Raw genomic sequence first — 18950 nt, 5'->3', positions numbered from 1 at the left:
AGATAAAGAAGTACAGGGTAACGGTCAACAACCGGATTCAAACACCAATCAAGAAAATCAAAATGAGAAGCCAAAAAATCCTGAACCCGATCCAGAAAAGGAAAAGGAACAGGAAAATAATCAAAACCAAAATCAAGATAAAGATAAAGAAACTAGTCAAGAACCAACAGTAGATAACCATAATCAAAAAGAGCAAGAAAAAGGAGCGAATCATAATGGGTAAATATTTTGGTACAGATGGAGTACGCGGAGTTGCAAATAAGGAGTTAACACCTGAATTAGCTTTCAAAATTGGGCGTTTTGGTGGTTATGTATTAACAAAAGATACAGATCGTCCAAAAGTAATTATCGGTCGTGATACACGTGTATCTGGCCATATGTTAGAAGGAGCTTTAGTAGCAGGTCTATTATCAACTGGAGCAGAAGTAATGCGCCTTGGCGTTATTTCTACACCGGGTGTTGCTTATTTAACAAAAGCACTAGACGCACAAGCGGGTGTTATGATTTCTGCATCTCATAATCCAGTACAAGATAACGGTATTAAATTCTTTGGTTCAGACGGCTTTAAATTAACAGATGAGCAAGAAGCTGAAATTGAAGCTTTATTAGACAAAGAAGTTGATGAACTACCACGTCCAACAGGTACTAACCTTGGACAAGTGAGCGATTACTTTGAAGGTGGACAAAAATATTTACAATACATTAAACAAACTGTTGAAGAAGACTTCTCTGGCCTACATATCGCTTTAGATTGTGCACATGGTGCCACATCTTCTTTAGCTCCATACTTATTTGCAGATTTAGAAGCTGATATTTCAACAATGGGGACTTCACCGAACGGTATGAATATTAACGAAGGTGTAGGATCTACACATCCAGAAGTATTGGCTGAATTAGTAAAAGAAAAAGGTGCTGACATCGGACTTGCTTTTGATGGCGATGGCGACCGTTTAATTGCTGTAGACGAAAAAGGAAACATCGTTGACGGTGATCAAATTATGTTTATTTGTGCGAAATACATGAAAGAAACTGGTCAATTAAAACATAATACAGTTGTTTCAACTGTTATGAGTAATTTAGGTTTCTACAAAGCACTTGAAGCAAACAATATTACAAGTGATAAAACAGCAGTTGGTGACCGCTACGTAATGGAAGAGATGAAACGCGGTGGTTACAACTTAGGTGGAGAACAATCAGGCCATATTATCTTACTTGATTACATTACAACTGGTGACGGAATGTTAAGTGCACTTCAACTTGTAAACATCATGAAAATGACGAAAAAACCATTATCTGAGCTTGCAGGAGAAATGACGAAATTCCCACAATTGCTAGTAAACGTTCGTGTAACAGATAAAAAATTAGCATTAGAAAATGAAAAAATTAAAGAAATTATTCGTGTTGTAGAGGAAGAAATGAACGGTGATGGCCGTATTCTTGTTCGTCCATCTGGAACAGAGCCACTTATTCGTGTAATGGCAGAAGCACCAACACAAGAAGTTTGTGATGCATTTGTACATCGCATTGTAGAAGTTGTGAAAGCTGAAGTTGGCGCTGAATAATTAGCTGAATTTATATGAAAAAGGAGCACAATAAGTGCTCCTTTTTCATATGTTTTATAGACGATGAAAAAAATTTCATTGACGGTTTATCCATGTTTGTTATAAGATGGTCTTGTTCTTTTTCTCAAAGGAAATATTGTAAATTATAAAAGCGCCAGAACTACAAATAGTGTAGTTGACGAGGTGGGGTTTATCGAGATTTCGGCGGATGACTCCCGGTTGTTCATCACAACCGCAAACTTTTACTTAAATCATTAAGGTGACTTAGTGGACAAAGGTGAAAGTGTGATGAGAGAAGAGGAACGGATGAAAACTAGCTGTATAAGTATATACGGACTTAAACCCAATCGAGAGGAAGGTGAAAGCCGTTACAAGCTTACAGGGCTAGCAATATGTAATCCGTTTTTTAGTATAAATAAAAATGGTATCGGACTATGTCGTTACATGTTCGCAGAGCAGTGTAAGCATTTGTAACGGCGACTAAACATGTGTGGAATCGTAGGATTTATTGGAGAGCAAGATGCAAAGGAAATTTTATTAAAAGGTTTAGAAAAGCTAGAATATCGTGGATATGATTCAGCAGGTATTGCAGTACAAGCAGAGAACGGTGTTGTTGTATACAAAGAAAAAGGCCGTATCGCAAAACTTCGTGAAATCGTAGATGAGAACGTAGCAGCAAGCGTAGGTATCGGACATACACGCTGGGCTACACACGGTGTTCCAAGTAAAGTAAACGCGCATCCGCATCAAAGTACATCAAAACGCTTTACACTAGTTCATAACGGTGTAATTGAAAACTATGAATTAGTGAAAAAGGAATATTTACAAGATGTAACGTTCGTAAGTGAAACAGATACAGAGATTATCGTACAGCTTATGGAACAACAAGTGAGCACAGGATTAAGTGTAGAAGAAGCGTTCCGTAATACGCTATCTCTTTTACATGGCTCTTATGCAATCGGATTACTTGATGCTGAAAATCCAAACATGATTTATGTTGCTAAAAACAAAAGCCCGCTATTAGTAGGTGTTGGTGACAACTTTAATGTTGTGGCAAGCGACGCTATGGCGATGTTACAAGTTACAGATCAATTTATTGAGTTAATGGATAAAGAAATCGTAATCGTAACGAAAGAAAGTATTACAATTAAAAACTTACAAGGTGAAACGATTGAACGTGCACCTTTTACAGCGGAATTAGACGCAAGTGATATTGAAAAGGGAACATATCCTCACTTCATGCTTAAAGAAATCGATGAGCAACCACTTGTAATCCGTAATATAATTCAAAAGTATCAAGATGAAAATGGCGAAATTGAATTAAATCAAGACATCCGCAATGCGATTTTAGATAGCGATCGTATTTACATCATTGCATGTGGAACGAGTTATCATGCAGGTCTTGTTGGAAAACAATTTATCGAGAAGTTTGCAAAAATGCCAGTTGAAGTACATGTAGCAAGTGAATTCTCTTACAACATGCCATTATTAACAGAAAGACCATTCTTCATTTACATTTCACAAAGTGGTGAAACAGCTGATAGCCGTGCAGTACTTGTACAAACAAATGAAATGGGTCATAAAGCATTAACAATTACAAACGTGCCTGGTTCTACTCTTTCTCGTGAAGCTGATTATACACTTCCATTATACGCTGGACCAGAAATTGCAGTTGCATCAACGAAAGCTTACACAGCACAGCTTGCAGTACTTTCAATTTTAGCAGCTGATATTGCTAAAGCAAAAGGTGAAGTTCTTGATTTCGATTTAACACACGAACTAGGACTTGTAGCAAATGCAATGATAGAACTTTGTGATCAAAAAGAAGAAATGGACGCATTAGCAAAACAATTTTTAGCAACAACGCGTAACTGTTTCTTCATCGGACGTAGCGTAGACTTCTACGTAGGATTAGAAGGTGCGTTAAAACTAAAAGAAATCTCTTACATCCAAGCAGAAGGATTCGCTGGAGGAGAGTTAAAACACGGTACAATCGCTTTAATCGAAAATGGTACACCAGTTATCGCACTTGCTACACAAGAGCACGTAAACCTTGGAATTCGTGGTAACGTGAAAGAAGTAGTAGCACGCGGTGCTAACCCATGTATCATCTCAATGAAAGGCTTAGAAATGGAAGGTGACAGCTTCGTATTACCAGCTGTCCATGAAGCACTAGCACCGCTAGTAGCAGTTATTCCATTACAACTTATCTCATACTACGCAGCACTTCACCGCGAGTGTGACGTTGATAAGCCACGTAACTTAGCTAAATCTGTTACTGTTGAGTAGGAGATTGGTAGGTTAATAAATATAGTTATAGCTTTAAAATAAATTTACAAATTTGCACCCCTTTAGATATTTTATCTAAAGGGGTGTTTTTGTGCCGAAAAAGAACATCTAGAATTGGTAAGTGGATAGAACCCTATAGATTAATGTTTTACTTTTATTTATCTGAATTTTCCGTTATCGTTTTAAGTATCTGTGAAAAATCTCCTTTATTACGACAAAAAGAGACGAGAGATTTATGGACATTTCAAGGGGGGATATTGATGAAAGTGAATAAAAAAACATATCTAAGTATAGAAGAGATTATTTCATTACCAACCTTATCAAGTACAAACATAAGTGATGATGGTAAAAACGTAGCGTTTGTTAAGAAGACGGCTAACTGGAAAGACAATACATATAGGAATCATGTATGGATATATGGAAAAGAAAAGGGACAGAGTTGTTTATTGATAAATGGAGATATAGAAAGTATATGCCCATTATGGTCTCCAAATTCTAGGGATATAGCATATCTTAGCCCCGTTGGTAATGGGAAAAATCAGATCTTTGTTAAGTCACTAGATGGTTATGAAGGGGTTCAAATTACTGATGAGAAAGAAGGAGTCAGTACATTCAAATGGGGTCCTACTGGCAAGGGTCTTTATTATGTTACGCAGTCAAAAGAATGTGTGGAGATAAAGAAGCGTAGGGATCTATATGGAGAGTTTCAACATATAGGTAAGGAACACCAGAATAATTGTTTATATTACATTGAAATAGAAAAGGTGATACAAAGTGATACATATGAACACGAGAAAAGAGTTGTTTATCAATTAACTGATGGTAAGGATTTTCATATCCATGAATTTGATATTTCAAATGATGGGAAGAAGATTGTGTTTATGGCGACACCAAGCTCAAATATGGCGGATTATATAAATGGAGATTTATACATACTCCATACTAAAGCTGGAGAGCTACAAAAGCTGAATGTGGATAAGTTGTTGGGCGGTAGCGTCTGCTTTTCTCCTGAAGGCAGTAAAATATGTTACACAGCAAGCATAAGAGAGAAGGATTACTATAGAAACCATATACAAGACAGTACGTTAGAGGTATATGATATAAATACAGGAGAGGTAATTCAACCTGTAACAGATTTTGATAGTACTGTTATGCCATTACAGTGGACAGCTAAAGGAATTTTAATTAGATGGCAGGATAAAACGAATTATCGTATTGGATTACTAGCTGAAGATGGTACTGTAGAAGCATTAAGCGAAAAAGTAGATGGCTTTATAATGGATGCTTCTATAACAAAGGATGGAAAACATATATCCTATAATAAGGCTATAACAAATGAAACCTTTGAAATCTATTTAGACGATAAAAAAATAACGGATGAAAATAACTTTTTCAAAGGGAAACTTAAAAGTAACAGGGAAATCATCTCATGGAAAAGTAGTGATGGTCTTGAAATAGAAGGTGTTTTATCAACGCCAGTAGAGTTTGACGTAAATAAAAAATATCCTTTATTAGTAGTAATTCACGGCGGTCCGGCTTGGGCATCCTTTCCGATATTTTCAGACTGCTTCAATGAGAAATATCCGATTGAACAGTTTATCGAAAAAGGCTTTATCGTTTTAGAGCCAAACTACAGAGGAAGTTCTGGTTATGGTAATGAATTTTTAAAAGCAAACTATAGAAAACAGGGAATCGCTGACTATGATGATGTTATATCAGGGGTGGATAAACTAGTTGATCAAGGGATTGTAGATAATGATAAAGTAGGAGTTATGGGATGGAGTAACGGGGGATATATATCAGCTTTCTGTTCTACATTTAGTAGCAGGTTTAAAGCTATTTCAGTTGGAGGCGGAATCACGAACTGGAGTACTCATTATGTAAATACAGATATCCCTTATTTTATTAGAATGTATTTAGGAAATACCCCATGGAATGATCGAGAGATATATACGAAGACATCACCTATGACGTATATTAAATCAGCTTGTACGCCTACCTTAATTCAACATGGGGAAAAGGATGCAAGAATTCCAATTACAAATGCATATGATCTATATCAAGGATTAAAGGATATGGAAGTTGATACAGAATTAATTATATTTAAAGGAATGGCATATAGTCCTAATCAGCCGGGAATGAATGTAGCTATTATGAAGCAGAATTTGATGTGGTTTTCACACTATATTCTTGGAGAGAGTGTAGAGGGTTTTAGGACTTTATAATGGATGTTTGTAAAAGACATAAGGTTGAAACGCTCTTCATATTGAGATGATTTATTATAAAATATATACTTAAACTACTATCCGTACACATATCAGGGAGGATTAATATGACAGGAAATAAAAATGACTTACTAGTAGAAAAACGTGAAGAGTTATTGAAAGTATTGAAAGCTCGTTTTGAGAAAAACATGAACCGCCATGAAGGCCTTGAATGGGCTAAAGTTGAAGCGAAGCTGACTACTAATAATGAAAAATTGTGGTCACTTAATGAAATGGAAGTAACTGGTGGTGAGCCGGATGTTGTTGGTTATGATGAAGAAAAGGACGAGTATACTTTCTATGATTGTTCAAAGGAGAGTCCTAAAGGCCGCAGGAGTCTTTGTTATGATCTTGAAGCGTTAGAATCAAGAAAAAAACATAAACCAGAAAATAACGTTATTGATGTTGCAAATGCTATGGGCATTGAACTATTAACTGAAGAACAATATCGGGAATTGCAAAAACTTGGGGATTTCGACATGAAATCATCAAGCTGGGTACAAACACCTTCAGATATTCGAGAACTCGGTGGTGCTCTATTTTGCGATTATCGCTTCGGACATGTTTTCGTGTACCACAATGGAGCAGACTCTTACTATGCTGCCAGAGGTTTTCGTGGCTCGTTAAAAGTTTAAATTAGGATAAATAAGAAAAAGAGCCTATACTCAGGCTCTTTTTCTTATTTATATTTTAAAAGTAAACTGTTACTACGCAGTTTTACTTAATTTATATGTTCCGTGGTTGTTTTTATGGAAAAGTTTAGGGGAAATATAGCCATCTAATCCAATACGTCCAGCGTTCTGCCCTGCAACTAAAATGAATATAGTCAAAATAAGCAGGTTTGGGTTTACACTAACAGTTCCACTTAATAAAAATGAAAGATTCATTATGATTCCGAAAAATGCAGCTGTTTTTGTTAATCCGCCTAAAATTAAACCTAGACCTACTAAAATTTCTCCCCATTGAACTAAAAAGCTAAATAGGTCTGCGTTTGGAAGGACAAAATGTTGAAGAAAATCTGCCCACCAACTTTGTACTGCAGGGTGGTCACCTGATGCTTGAGCAATAGCACCCTTTAGAAAACCACTTGCGTCAAAAGATTGTCCGAAGACTTTGCCTATCCCAGCAGCGAGCCATGTATATCCTATGTAAAGACGTAAAAGTAATAATATGAAAGTAGCACGTTTATCAGTTCTTAAAAAATTGATAATCATTGAAATCCCTCCAATATTGTATTTACAAGTTTATTATATATTCAATGTGAAAAGATTCACAATGGAGAGAATGTGAACAAGGATAGGTTGTGAGTAATTGTTTTATTTTTTGTAACATTTTATCTGTTTTGGTAAACTAAGAATAGAGATATATGTAAAGGGGACAAAGACTTAATATGTGGATGAACTTGTAATGATTAGAAATTAGATAGATGAATTTTTCTCTCATAAGTGAGGGTTTATTTAGCTATCTGTAAATCATTCAAGGACTGCATATTTGGCTTGTACATCCCTTTTGTAAGGATAGATGCCTATTTTATGTATCTGTCTTTTTTTGTGGGAAATTTTATATCTCTTATATAAAGTATGCGCCCTTTAAACTTGGAGGAGTATATGATGAATCAATTAAAAAATAAAGTAGCAGTTGTTACAGGGGTAAGTCGTCTAGATGGTATTGGGGCAGCGATTTGTAAAGAATTAGCTGAAGCAGGATACGATATGTTTTTTACGTATTGGACAGCTTACGATAAAGAGATGCCTTGGGGCGTCGATAAAAATGAACAAATACAATTAAAAGAAGAGCTATTGCAAAACGGTGTTAGAGTATCGAGCATGGAGTTAGATTTAACTCGGAATGATGCACCGAAAGAGCTTATAAATAAAGTTACTGAACAATTAGGGTACCCTTATATATTAATTAATAATGCAGCGTACTCTACGAATAATGATTTCTCTACGTTGACTGCTGAAGAACTAGATAAGCATTACATGGTAAATATCCGTGCGACTACATTGTTAAGTAGTCAATTTGCCCGGAGATTTGATAAGAAATCTGGTGGTAGAATTGTTAATATTACTTCGGGGCAATTTCAAGGTCCTATGGCAGGAGAACTAGCTTATGCGACAACGAAGGGAGCTATTGATGCTCTTACTAGTACATTGTCAGCAGAGGTAGCTCATTTAGGAATAACAGTGAATGCAATTAATCCAGGACCAACCGATACAGGATGGATGACTGAAGAGATAACACAAGGGTTAAAGCCGATGTTTCCTTTTGGCAGAATTGGTGAGCCAAAGGATGCAGCTAGACTCATTAAATTTTTAGTAAGTGAAGAAGCTGAGTGGATTACTGGGCAAGTTATTCATTCAGAAGGTGGATTTAAAAGATAAAAAAAGAAGGCATCTCACCCTGGTGAGATGCCTTCTTTTTTTTAATCTTTCTTCAATCTTCGTGCAACACCATTCCCTAAAGACTGTAATCCTTGAACGAGGATAATTAAAATAAAGACTGTTGCATACATTACTTCAGGTTCATAGCGTAAATGTCCGAAGCGGTATGCCAAGTCCCCTAGCCCTCCAGCACCTACGAGTCCAGCCATTGCTGTTGCGCCAATTAAGCCAATTGTTGCAATTGTTAATCCAAGTACAAGGGAGGGACGAGCTTCTTTCACCATGACGTGCCAAATGATTTTAATAGTAGAGATACCCATTGCTTGATAGGCCTCAATAACACCGCGATCTACTTCTAGTAAGGCTGTCTCCATTAAACGTGCGATATAAGGAGCTGTGAAGACGACAAGCGGTACGATCACACCTTGCACGCCAATGGATGTTCCCATTAGAAACTTTGTAAAAGGTAAGATGAAGAATAATAGAATGATAAATGGAAGAGAGCGAATTATATTAATAATTGTATTAAGAATAGGATAAATGATTTTATTTTCGTGCTGTCCACCAGGTCTTGTTAAAACAAGTGTTACACTAAGTGGCAGTGCAATAAGGATCGAGATGAGTAATGAAATAGATGTCATTTGAAAGGTTTGGATTGTGGCTTCCCATATGACTTTACTCCATTCATCCAAAAAGGACTTGTTTTCCATAGTCTGTTTTCCCTCCCTCTACGATGATACCTTTCTCTTGTAAGAATGCTAAAGCACGGTTTACTTCATTTTTTTCACCTTGCATATGAACGACAAGTTTCCCATATGCCTCATGTTTTAACTGTGTAATATTACCAGATAAAATATTTGGATATACTTGGAAACGTTTTGTGGCGACAGCTAGTGCTGGTTCTCCTGAAGAACTTCCTATAAAAGAAAGTGTTACAATTTCTCCAGTACTTTGTAGTTCTTTCTGTACCTCTTCTGGAATTTTCGCTGCAAATGCGCTATTTACAAATTTCTTCGTTGTTACATGTTGTGGGTTTGTGAAAATATCTTTCACAGTCCCGCTTTCGACTACAGATCCATGTTCCATAACGGCAACGCGGTCGCATATACGTTGGATGACATTCATTTCATGTGTAATGAGTAAAATCGTAATTCCAATTTCTTCGTTAATCTTTAATAACAAATCAAGAATAGAATCAGTTGTTTCTGGATCTAAAGCGCTCGTTGCTTCGTCACTTAATAACACTTCAGGCTCATGTGATAGTGCACGTGCAATTGCAACGCGCTGTTTTTGACCGCCAGAAAGTTCGCTTGGATAAGCATCTTTACGGTTAAAAAGATCCACGATGCGTAAATATTTTTCTACTCTTTTTTCAATTTCCGCTTTTGGAATGCCAGCAAGCCGTAACGGTAATGCAATATTTTCATAGACGGTAACAGTTTTAAGTAAATTGAATCCTTGAAAGATCATTCCGATTTTTTGTCTCGCTTTTGCTAGTTCTTTTGTTGATAATGTTGTTAGGTCTTGTTCGTTTACAATGATATTTCCTGTCGTTGGTTTTTCTAATAGATTTACACATCGAATCAATGTGCTTTTACCAGCGCCACTATACCCAATGATTCCAAATACATCGCCTTTTTCTACTTTAAGGGAAGTAGACTTAAGAGCCTCAACATTCCCTTTTTTTGTTGTAAATACTTTGGATATGTTTTTTAATTCAATCATTATCGTCAGCTCCTACCAAGATGGTAAAACTGAACCATCAAATTTTTTCTCGATAAACTCTTTTACTTCTTTAGATTGATAAGCTTTCTTTAATTTGTTTACAACGGCATCATCTTTATTTTCAGTACGAACAACGACCCAGTTCACATATGGTGAATCTTTTCCTTCGCGGAAAATAGAATCTTTCGCTGGACTTAATTTTGCACCTAATGCAAAGTTTGTATTAATTGCAGCTGCTTTCACTTCACTTAGTTGCGTTGGTAATTGAGAAGCTTCTAATTCAACAATCTTTAAATTTTTCGGGTTTTCAATTACATCTTTCGCAGTCGCTTTTTCTGTAGCCTTCGGATCAACTTTTAAAACCCCTGCTTTTTCAAATAATTTTAAAGCTCGCAGTTCATTCGTTGGGTCATTTGGTACAGCAATTGCATCGCCCTCTTTTAAGTCTTTTACATCTTTTATGTTTTTAGAATATATGCCCATAGGGAATGTTACTGTTGAAAATACTTCAGCTAATTTCATATTGCGTTCAGCTTTAAATACATCTAAATACGATTTTGTTTGGTAGCTATTTACATCAAGGCTTTTTTCATCTAAAGATACGTTCGGCGCTACATAATCATTAAATACTTTTATATCAATTTCGAGACCATCTTTTGCTGCAACTTCTTTTACCTTTTCAAAAATTTGTTCATGTGGTCCACCTGTTACACCGACAGTAATCTTTTTCTCGTCTAATGCTTTTACCTCTTTATCTGAACTCACGCTACAGGCGCCTAATAATAATACTGCTCCGCTTACAATGCTTAATAATACCTTTTTCATCTATAAATCCCCCTTCATATACGTTCCAAAATAAAAAGCACCTCCCAAAAATAAGAGAGGTGCCGAATAGACGAAATAGATTCCTCTCTTATCTTCCAAAACGAAAACTCGTTTTGCAGGAATTAGCACCTTAGCTTATATGTTATAAGCTCGGTTGCCGGGCATCATCGGGCCAGTCCCTCCGCCACTCTTGATAAGAGTATGTGTATGTAGTTTTGAATATGGTACTAATAGTAAATCGTACAAAAAGAATTGTCAATGATATTTTCAGAATATATTTTATTTTAAGGTAATCGAAACATTTCCTTTCTTATGGCCCATTTCTACATACGTATGGGCTTCTACAACTTCTTCTAATCGGTAAGTTCTATCAATAACAGGTTTTAGCTTTTCTGTTTCAGCTAGTTGTTTTAGTAGGTTTATATCTTCTTTACTGACCTTTGCCATCATTCCATTCACAGATACATATTTTCCATTAGGCATTAATGCATCTGTACAAAGAGACTTTTTATATTTTCCAACTGCATCAAATATAATATCGTAGTGCTCGCCCTGCTTAGTAAAATCTTCTTTCATATAATCAATTACGTTGTCTGCCCCTAAGGCTGTAACTAAATCGAAATTCGAACTACTACAAATAGCTGTGACAGTCGCCCCGAAGTATTTAGCAAGTTGTACGGCAGCTGTCCCTACTGAACCAGAGGCGCCGTATATAAGTACTCGTTGCCCTTTTTTTATCTGTCCTTTTCTAAGGAAGTGCAATGCTGAAGTTCCGCCAAAAGGAATAACGGCAGCTTCTTCATATGTCACATTGGTAGGTTTTAATGCTATTAATCCACTTTCATGCACGCATGTGTATTCGGCATAACCACCAAGGTTTAGTTCTGTTAATGCAAAAACTGGATCTCCTTTTTTAAATTGTGTTACATCTGTTCCAATATCTTCGATTTCACCGGATAACTCTACGCCAAGTATAGGTTTCCTCGGTTTTCTGAAACCTAATATGATCCGCATAGGAATCCAAAATAAGAGGGGGCTATTAAAGCCACGTATTCTACAATCTCCAGTCGATACACTTGTTGCGTGAATTTTAACTAATACTTCATTTTTTTTAGGTTTAGGCTTTTCTACATTTTGAATCTGGAGAACATTAGGTGGTCCATACTTTGTGCAAATAATTGCTTTCATAATGACCTCCTGAAATGAGTTGTTATTATTTACATCATATTTAAACTTTTTCTCAAACATGTTGCTATATAGGAAAAAAATTAAAGAAGAATATTACGAATTATATAGATTTCATAGGAAAAGAGATGATATTATTTTTGGGAAGGAGGGGACGTTATGAAAAAACTTATTTTAATTTCAAGTTTAGTACTTGCAGTTGGTCTAGGAGTAGGGTGTAGTAATGAGGAAACAAAAAAGACTGATGAACCGAAAAAAGAAGCTGTGCAGAAAGAAAAGGAATTAACAGCGAAGGATGTTTTCAATAAAGCGAATGAAGCTTTTAAAAACGAAGAAAATGTAACGATGACATATGATGTGGGAATAAAGGCTGAAGGAACAGAGATGAATGTAATGAAGGCTAAAATGCAACTAGAGCCGAAGAAAAAAAACTCTCGTTCTGAAATGAATGTTTCTGGTACAGAGGTTATTGTTTATGATGTGGGTGGAAAAATTGCTGGTCAGGTGAAAAATCCTAATTCGGGTGAAGTTATGTCTGTACCAGAGGAACAATTAAATGCTAACGGAATGAATGCGACTCAAGGAATGGTAGATAATTTAGAGATTCCATCGGAAATTTTAAATAAAGTGAAGATGGAGAAAAGTGGAGATAATTATAAGCTGAAGTTTGCATTAAAAGGGAAAGAGACAGAGAGTATGCTAGCTAGTATGGATGAAAAGCAGAAACAAATGCTACAAGGCCAAAATGCAAAGATAGAAGAAATAGATGGGGAATATATTATTACAAAAGATTTTAAATATGAATCAGCAAAGATAGATATGGTTATGAGTAGCAATGGTGAAGATAAAGCGCACATTATTACGGATGCAAAGTTTACATCGTATGATAAATTTGATCCAATACAATTGCCAGCAGCAAAGTAATCACTGTCAAGAGAGGTACCTGAAAGAACGGGTATCTCTTTTTGTTGCTAATAAGGAGAGTGTCCTTTGAAAAAAAGAAAGATAGCAGTGGTCATTGCGGCATATACGGTTTTGCTTGCAACGTCTGTACATACGTATAAAAAACAAATTGATCATCCTATTATGAGTGATGTAGGTAAATTGCTTCCGACAAAAATAAAACGAGTTGAAAGTGCTACGGAAGAGCACTCGTTAATAAAATTAGTGCGAGATGCAAAAGTTTCAGGAGAGAAAATTTCCATTGCAGGTATGCAACATAGCCAAGGAGGACAGACATATTATCCGAATGGTACGATGCTCGATATGAAAGGATATAATAAAATATTAGAATTTGATCCAGAGAAGAAGCGGATTACAGTTCAAAGTGGTGTCACGTGGAATGATATTCAGAAGAAAATAAATCCATATGGCCTTGCGGTACAGGTCATGCAGTCTCAAAATATTTTTACTGTTGGTGGTTCATTAAGTGTAAATGTACACGGGCGTGATATTCGTCATGAGGCACTGATTGATACAATAGAGTCATTTAGATTGTTAATGGCAGATGGCACGGTACGTAATGTAAGTAGAGAAGAAAATGCAGCGTTATTTCCATATGTCATTGGTGGTTACGGTTTATTTGGAGTTATTTTAGATGTGACGCTGAAGTTAACAGATGATGAATTATATGAAATGCACACGAGAATGATAGATTATAAAGAATACGCATCTTATTTCAAAGAGAAAGTGAAAAGAGATGAGAATGTTCGTATGCACTTAGCACGTATTTCTGTTGCTCCAAATTCATTTTTAAAAGAGATGTATGTGACAGATTATACTTTGGCACAAAATCAAAATATGAGAGAAGAGTACAGTGAATTAAAGGAAGAAAATATTATAGCTGCACCGAAATTTTTACTTGGGTTATCACGTTATAGTGATTGGGGAAAGAATACATTTTGGAATATACAAAGAGGTTATTTTGAACGTACAGATGGAAAGTATGAGACGCGTAATAATGTTATGAGATCAGATAGTGCTTTTATGGAATATGAAAATCCAAATAGGACCGAAGTGTTACAAGAATACTTTGTGCCTATAGATGCTTTCACGGAGTATATAGATGATTTACGTAACGTATTAAATGAAGAAGAGTTTAATTTGCTCAACATTACGATTCGTTACGTGGAAAAGAATGAAAATGCAGTTTTGTCCTATGCGAAAGATGATATGTTTGCGCTGGTTCTTTTAATTAACCAGGGACGCTCAGATAGTGAGATAAAGAAAACAGAGGATGTCATTCGGAAGATGATTGATGTTACTTTAAAGCATAACGGTAGTTACTATTTGCCGTATTATTCTTATCCAACGAAAGAGCAGTTAAAGAAGGCATATCCTCGTATTGAAGAATTTCTCAAGAAAAAGAAGGAAGTAGATTCAGAAGAGAGATTTGTGAATTTATTTTATAGGGAGTATACGAAATGACATATAGAAGATTTGTAGCTTCGCAAAGTATCATCATGATGGCAGGAAGTATGGTATTTCCTTTTTATATATTATTGCTTCGAAACGTTGGAAATAGCTTCTCGCAATTTGGCTGGGCGTATGGCTTATTTGCTTTAACATCAGCACTTGTATATCCACTAGTGGGAAAGGTATCTGATCAAGTAGGTGATAAAAAATTATTAATAATATACGCTTGGTCCATGGCAATCTTAATGCTTTGTTTTCCGATTGCCACGGAAGTATGGCATGTGTATCTTCTTCAAATTGTAATGGGAGTTTTAGGTGCTGTGCAGCGTAATACTGAGAAGACTTCGTTAGCACGAAAGGTTGCGCAGGAAAAGGCTGGTTATGAGATTGGAAAATACCATGTGTGGACATCCATTGGCGGAGCAGTAGCGGTTATTGCCACGGGATATTTAGTAGATTTCTTTACGATTGGTACAATTTTTTATATTGCATCTATTCTATATGTAGTAAGCGGGATTGTATTAAGTAGTAAAAAAATATAACTATTCCTATTTTCACCTTAATACCCTTTATTTGTTATACTAAAAGGGAATACAAAAGAAAAGGGGACAGTGCCTTTGATGAAATTTGTAGTTTTAGCTATTCTTACTTTGTTTTTGATTCCATGGACAAGAAGTAGTAGTAAGCTTCGAGCAGTGGATAAGAAGGGAGATAAGAAGGTTGTAAAGGGTAAGAAATCATCTATTTTAGTTATTCCTGTTTTATTTTGGATAGGTATTGCAATCTATGAATACTTTTGGCTAATTGATGATCGAGTAGATTCGATTCTTACTCATTATTCTGTTGCAGTAGCAATTTTAATTGGGCTTGTTTTATTTTCACAAAATCAAATAGGTAAATTAGAAGGTACGTTAAAAGGACTTCTAATGTTTATTTTACTCGCAAGTTACGGTTACTTTGGTTATTTGCACGATATAGTAATCTCGCAAAAGAAATATGATTCTGTTGTTAAGGTAGAGAAAGATATTTCAGAGCCATTTACTGAAAATGACCAGCCGTTTACAGTGCCGCCAAAGACAGCGGAGAATAAGATGAAAAAAGTATTTGGTGATATTCCGAAAGTAGCTTATTTTGAGCTAGGAGAATTAACGCCACAAATGGTAAACGGCGAAGCTTTATATGTAGCGCCGATTGAAGTTTCAGGATTTTTTAAAGCGCGTAAAGCTGAGACAATTCCAGGGTATGTAACGATGTCAGGTACAAATCCTGATGCGGAAGCGAAACTGCACCTCGGTTATAAAATGAAATATGTGCCAAGCATGTTTTTTGGTAATAATTTAGAGCGTGTGGTAAGGCAAGCAGAACCAGATTTAATCTTTAAAGGAAAACCTAAATTTGAGGTTGATGATAAAGGGAAACCATATTATACAATGACGTATGGTGAATTTATTTCAGGAAGATCTGGATTTGAGGTAGAAGGTGTTGTCGTAGTAGACGCACAAACAGGTGAAGTGAAAAGGTATGATAAAGGAAAGGCGCCTAAATTTGTTGATGGTGTATTAAATCATGAGACTGCATCTACGTTAAATACGTACTTTGGTAAATATATTCACGGATTTTGGAATACGAAATTCTCGCAAACTGATATGAAGATTCCGACTGAGTGGGGAACGAAAGAAGGCGTGACCCCGATCTTTGGTAAAGATGGAACACTATATTATTTTACAGACTTTACTTCTCCAAAAGAAGGAGTAGATTCAGCCCTAGGCTATTCATTAGTAGATGCACGCACAGGCAAGCTATATTACTATAATGGAAAAGAAGTGAAGGGGATTATGGATGGTTCAGCAGCTACAGAAGTAGTGGATAATTCCTTTAAGAGAGAGAAATGGCATGGGACAATGCCTGTCATTTATAACGTATACGGTAAACCAGCTTGGATTATTCCGGTTGTTGATGATGGAGGCCTAGTACGTGCACATACAGTTGTATATGCTGCTAATGCAAAAATATTTGCGACAGGTTCTTCGCAGAAAGAAGCGCTTGAGAATTATAAAAACGTAATGAACGGTAATGGTGATACCTTTAGACCAACCTCAACAGGAAAAGAAGCGCAAAAAGAAGGTATTGTACAACGTGTATATAAAGAGAAATCAGGTGAAAATACAATCGTGTACGTACTTTTAGAGAATGAACAAAAGGTATTTATGATACCGGTGAAGAAATTCCCGTATGCTATGTTTACAGAAGTAGGAGACCCAATTCAAATTACATATTTAGATACAGGAGAGACGATGGCCTCAGTATCTAAATTTACGAATAGCAATGTGAAAAAGTAAAGCGATAGAATTTCTATCGCTTTTTTTACATTATGAAAGAGGAAAATGCGCTGTACTTGACGTATGTTTATGATGTAACTATAATTGTTACGATTCAGTGTGTATAGGAAAGGGTGAATTGAAAAAGTGAATGAAGTTAATCACGAAATATATAAACCTGTAAAGGCAAACAGGTTATGGATGATTCTTGTATTAGGAACACTTACGGCGATTGGGCCATTATCTATTGATATGTATTTGCCTTCATTACCGAAGTTAACGGATGACTTGCAAACAGGTGCATCCCTAGCGCAGCTTACATTAACAGCTTGTCTGCTTGGGCTGTCAGTAGGACAATTATTTGTTGGCTCAATTAGTGACATTTACGGAAGACGCAAACCACTTATTATTGCTCTTATTATTTATGTTGCTTCTTCTTTACTTTGTGCTGTTGCGCCATCTATTTGGACATTAGTGTTATTGCGCTTCCTACAAGGAGCTTCAGGATCAGCCGGGATTGTTATATCACGTGCGATGGTACGTGATATGTACTCAGGTTCTGAAATGACGAAGTTTTTCTCACTGCTTATGTTAGTAAACGGAGCAGCACCTATTTTGGCACCGATTATTGGGGGGCAATTATTACAGTTTACAACGTGGCGCGGTGTTTTCATCGTTCTTGGAGCAATTAGCGTATTCATGTTAATCTCAGCTACTTTTGTATTGCGTGAAACATTACCTCCTGAAGAAAGAGAAACGGGTGGTTTGTCAGGGACTTTGGCGACGTACGGAAAATTGTTAAAGGACCGTCTGTTTATGGGATATGCATTGTCACAAGGATTAGTAACAGCGGCAATGTTTGCATACATTTCGGGCTCACCATTTGTGTTGCAGAACATATACGGAGCATCACCACAGCAATTTAGTTTATTCTTTGCGATTAACGGCATCGGTATTATTATTGCTAGTCAGGTAACGGGTCGTTTAGCGGGGAAAGTGAATGAGAAGACATTATTTGTTGCTGGTATTATTATCGCAGCTGTTGGTGGCCTATCTTTACTACTGACAATCGTACTAGGAATAGGTTTAATCGGTGTTTTATGTTCGTTATTCCTTGTTGTATCAAGTGTCGGGGTTGTATCAACAACTGGGTTCTCATTAGCGATGAGAAATCAGAAGCAAGCTGCAGGAACAGCGTCAGCTTTATTAGGCTTATTACAGTTCATTTCAGGAGCGCTTGTCGCTCCGCTAGTAGGTATTGGTGGGAGTAATACAGCGTTACCGATGGGTGTTGTTATTGCGCTTTGTGAAGTAGGGGCAGTATTATGTTATCTATTTATGGCCAGAAGAAGTGAGAAGCAGTTTGAACTGCAACAAAGGCAAAATTTAGAGGCTTAACAAAAAAGAACTGATTCAAAGGGAATGTTTGAATCAGTTCTTTTTTTCATTTCTTTGAAATACCTCATACATATTATTCATGATCGTATCATATAAAACAGCAAGTTTATCCCACACCCAGCGATTACTATCGACTTCTTTTTCCCCACAGTCGATAATATCGGTATGGTCAGTAATTTTATACGCTTTTTTAACGATAATAGGAGCAATCTTCGGTATACGTGGGATTTCCTTTAAGGTATCTGCAAAGTTTCCAATGTAGACATGACCGATGATTTCGATTGTTAATGATTTATCCGATATATTTAGCACGGTATGAAATTGATTTGTATGTTGTTGTTTTAAATATTGAGCTAACTTAAATGGAGCATGCTTCTTCTTTAATACGCGGCGAAGGCTCTCTGTATTTTCGATATGAAGTGATTTTTCGCGAATAAGGACACGAATATCTTCTCCCATAAAAGGCATTGTGTTGTACATAGATGATTCTCCTTAAAACCTTACATATGTTTGCGTTATGCATATGTAAGTCTAGCATGGTTTGTTCTTTATGTGTGCTTACAGTTTTGTAAGGTGATGTAGTAA

General features: G+C 36.3%; 18 protein-coding genes and 1 riboswitch. Of the genes, 12 read left to right on the top strand and 6 right to left on the bottom strand.

The features are described 5' to 3' along the window. From MR167_RS12775 to MR167_RS12750, 6 genes are all read left to right on the top strand, one after another. A partial coding sequence (locus MR167_RS12775) for a hypothetical protein (protein ID WP_242314776.1) occupies positions 1-223 on the top strand: 223 nt, incomplete at its 5' end. Then, positions 216-1562, top strand: a complete 1347-nt coding sequence (gene glmM, locus MR167_RS12770; protein ID WP_000521478.1) for a phosphoglucosamine mutase — start codon at positions 216-218, stop codon at positions 1560-1562. The genes MR167_RS12775 and glmM, both read left to right, overlap by 8 nt. A 288-nt stretch (positions 1563-1850) precedes the next feature. Then, positions 1851-2036: a hypothetical protein gene (locus tag MR167_RS12765; RefSeq protein ID WP_001206405.1), complete on the top strand. Its 186-nt coding sequence runs from the start codon at positions 1851-1853 to the stop codon at positions 2034-2036. Between the two features lie 12 nt (positions 2037-2048). Then, entirely contained in the window at positions 2049-3851 is a 1803-nt protein-coding gene (glmS, locus tag MR167_RS12760) for a glutamine--fructose-6-phosphate transaminase (isomerizing) (RefSeq protein WP_000334155.1), read from the top strand. A 260-nt stretch (positions 3852-4111) separates the two neighbouring features. Next, the gene (locus MR167_RS12755; RefSeq protein WP_142399160.1) at positions 4112-6076 is read left to right on the top strand and encodes a S9 family peptidase; all 1965 of its coding nucleotides are present in this window, start codon (positions 4112-4114) and stop codon (positions 6074-6076) included. Between the two features lie 107 nt (positions 6077-6183). Further along, complete coding sequence (locus tag MR167_RS12750) at positions 6184-6750, top strand: DUF4256 domain-containing protein (protein ID WP_000147385.1); 567 nt, start codon at positions 6184-6186, stop codon at positions 6748-6750. 72 nt (positions 6751-6822) lie between these two features. On the opposite strand, the gene MR167_RS12745 is transcribed toward MR167_RS12750, so the two are convergent. Beyond that, the gene (locus tag MR167_RS12745; protein WP_000586149.1) at positions 6823-7329 is read right to left on the bottom strand and encodes a DoxX family membrane protein; all 507 of its coding nucleotides are present in this window, start codon (positions 7327-7329) and stop codon (positions 6823-6825) included. Positions 7330-7722: 393 nt separating this feature from the next. Here MR167_RS12745 and MR167_RS12740 point away from each other — a divergent pair, with 393 nt between their 5' ends. Continuing rightward, on the top strand, positions 7723-8499 hold the full coding sequence (locus MR167_RS12740) for an SDR family oxidoreductase (protein WP_002162955.1): 777 nt from the start codon (positions 7723-7725) through the stop codon (positions 8497-8499). A gap of 41 nt (positions 8500-8540) precedes the next feature. On the opposite strand, the gene MR167_RS12735 is transcribed toward MR167_RS12740, so the two are convergent. The 4 genes from MR167_RS12735 to MR167_RS12720 form a co-directional block, all read right to left on the bottom strand. Further along, a complete protein-coding gene (locus tag MR167_RS12735) occupies positions 8541-9209 on the bottom strand; it encodes a methionine ABC transporter permease (RefSeq protein ID WP_000428878.1) in 669 nt (222 codons plus the stop codon). Further along, positions 9184-10224, bottom strand: coding sequence for a methionine ABC transporter ATP-binding protein (locus tag MR167_RS12730; protein WP_000571305.1), 1041 nt, complete (start codon positions 10222-10224; stop codon positions 9184-9186). The genes MR167_RS12735 and MR167_RS12730 overlap by 26 nt, the downstream gene beginning before the upstream one ends. A gap of 12 nt (positions 10225-10236) precedes the next feature. After that, the gene (locus MR167_RS12725) at positions 10237-11049 is read right to left on the bottom strand and encodes a MetQ/NlpA family ABC transporter substrate-binding protein (protein ID WP_000756989.1); all 813 of its coding nucleotides are present in this window, start codon (positions 11047-11049) and stop codon (positions 10237-10239) included. 85 nt (positions 11050-11134) lie between these two features. Then, positions 11135-11249: riboswitch (SAM riboswitch) on the bottom strand. A gap of 79 nt (positions 11250-11328) precedes the next feature. After that, positions 11329-12237, bottom strand: a complete 909-nt coding sequence (locus MR167_RS12720) for an NAD(P)-dependent alcohol dehydrogenase (RefSeq protein ID WP_242314774.1) — start codon at positions 12235-12237, stop codon at positions 11329-11331. Positions 12238-12393: 156 nt separating this feature from the next. Between MR167_RS12720 and MR167_RS12715 the strand changes: the two genes are divergently transcribed. The 5 genes from MR167_RS12715 (at position 12394) to MR167_RS12695 (ending at position 18365) form a co-directional block, all read left to right on the top strand. Then, positions 12394-13158: a DUF6612 family protein gene (locus tag MR167_RS12715; RefSeq protein ID WP_000733608.1), complete on the top strand. Its 765-nt coding sequence runs from the start codon at positions 12394-12396 to the stop codon at positions 13156-13158. Positions 13159-13224: 66 nt separating this feature from the next. After that, positions 13225-14661, top strand: coding sequence for an FAD-binding oxidoreductase (locus MR167_RS12710; RefSeq protein WP_000746278.1), 1437 nt, complete (start codon positions 13225-13227; stop codon positions 14659-14661). Further along, positions 14658-15191, top strand: coding sequence for an MFS transporter (locus tag MR167_RS12705; protein ID WP_000222368.1), 534 nt, complete (start codon positions 14658-14660; stop codon positions 15189-15191). The genes MR167_RS12710 and MR167_RS12705 overlap by 4 nt, the downstream gene beginning before the upstream one ends. Positions 15192-15269: 78 nt before the next feature. Next, on the top strand, positions 15270-16988 hold the full coding sequence (locus MR167_RS12700) for a DUF3981 domain-containing protein (protein ID WP_242314780.1): 1719 nt from the start codon (positions 15270-15272) through the stop codon (positions 16986-16988). A 117-nt stretch (positions 16989-17105) separates the two neighbouring features. After that, positions 17106-18365 (top strand): multidrug effflux MFS transporter, encoded by a 1260-nt coding sequence (locus tag MR167_RS12695; protein ID WP_223266695.1) that lies wholly within the window; start codon positions 17106-17108, stop codon positions 18363-18365. A gap of 33 nt (positions 18366-18398) precedes the next feature. Here MR167_RS12695 and MR167_RS12690 read toward each other — a convergent pair whose 3' ends face one another. Further along, positions 18399-18845 carry a hypothetical protein gene (locus MR167_RS12690; RefSeq protein WP_000282869.1) on the bottom strand — a complete coding sequence of 149 codons (447 nt, stop codon included), beginning with the start codon at positions 18843-18845 and terminating at the stop codon, positions 18399-18401. Between the last annotated feature and the right edge of the window lie 105 nt (positions 18846-18950).

The sequence above is a fragment of the Bacillus cereus group sp. BfR-BA-01355 genome, assembly GCF_022663675.1.
GTDB lineage: Bacteria > Bacillota > Bacilli > Bacillales > Bacillaceae_G > Bacillus_A > Bacillus_A thuringiensis_S.
This window is presented reverse-complemented; position numbering and strand designations above follow the sequence as displayed.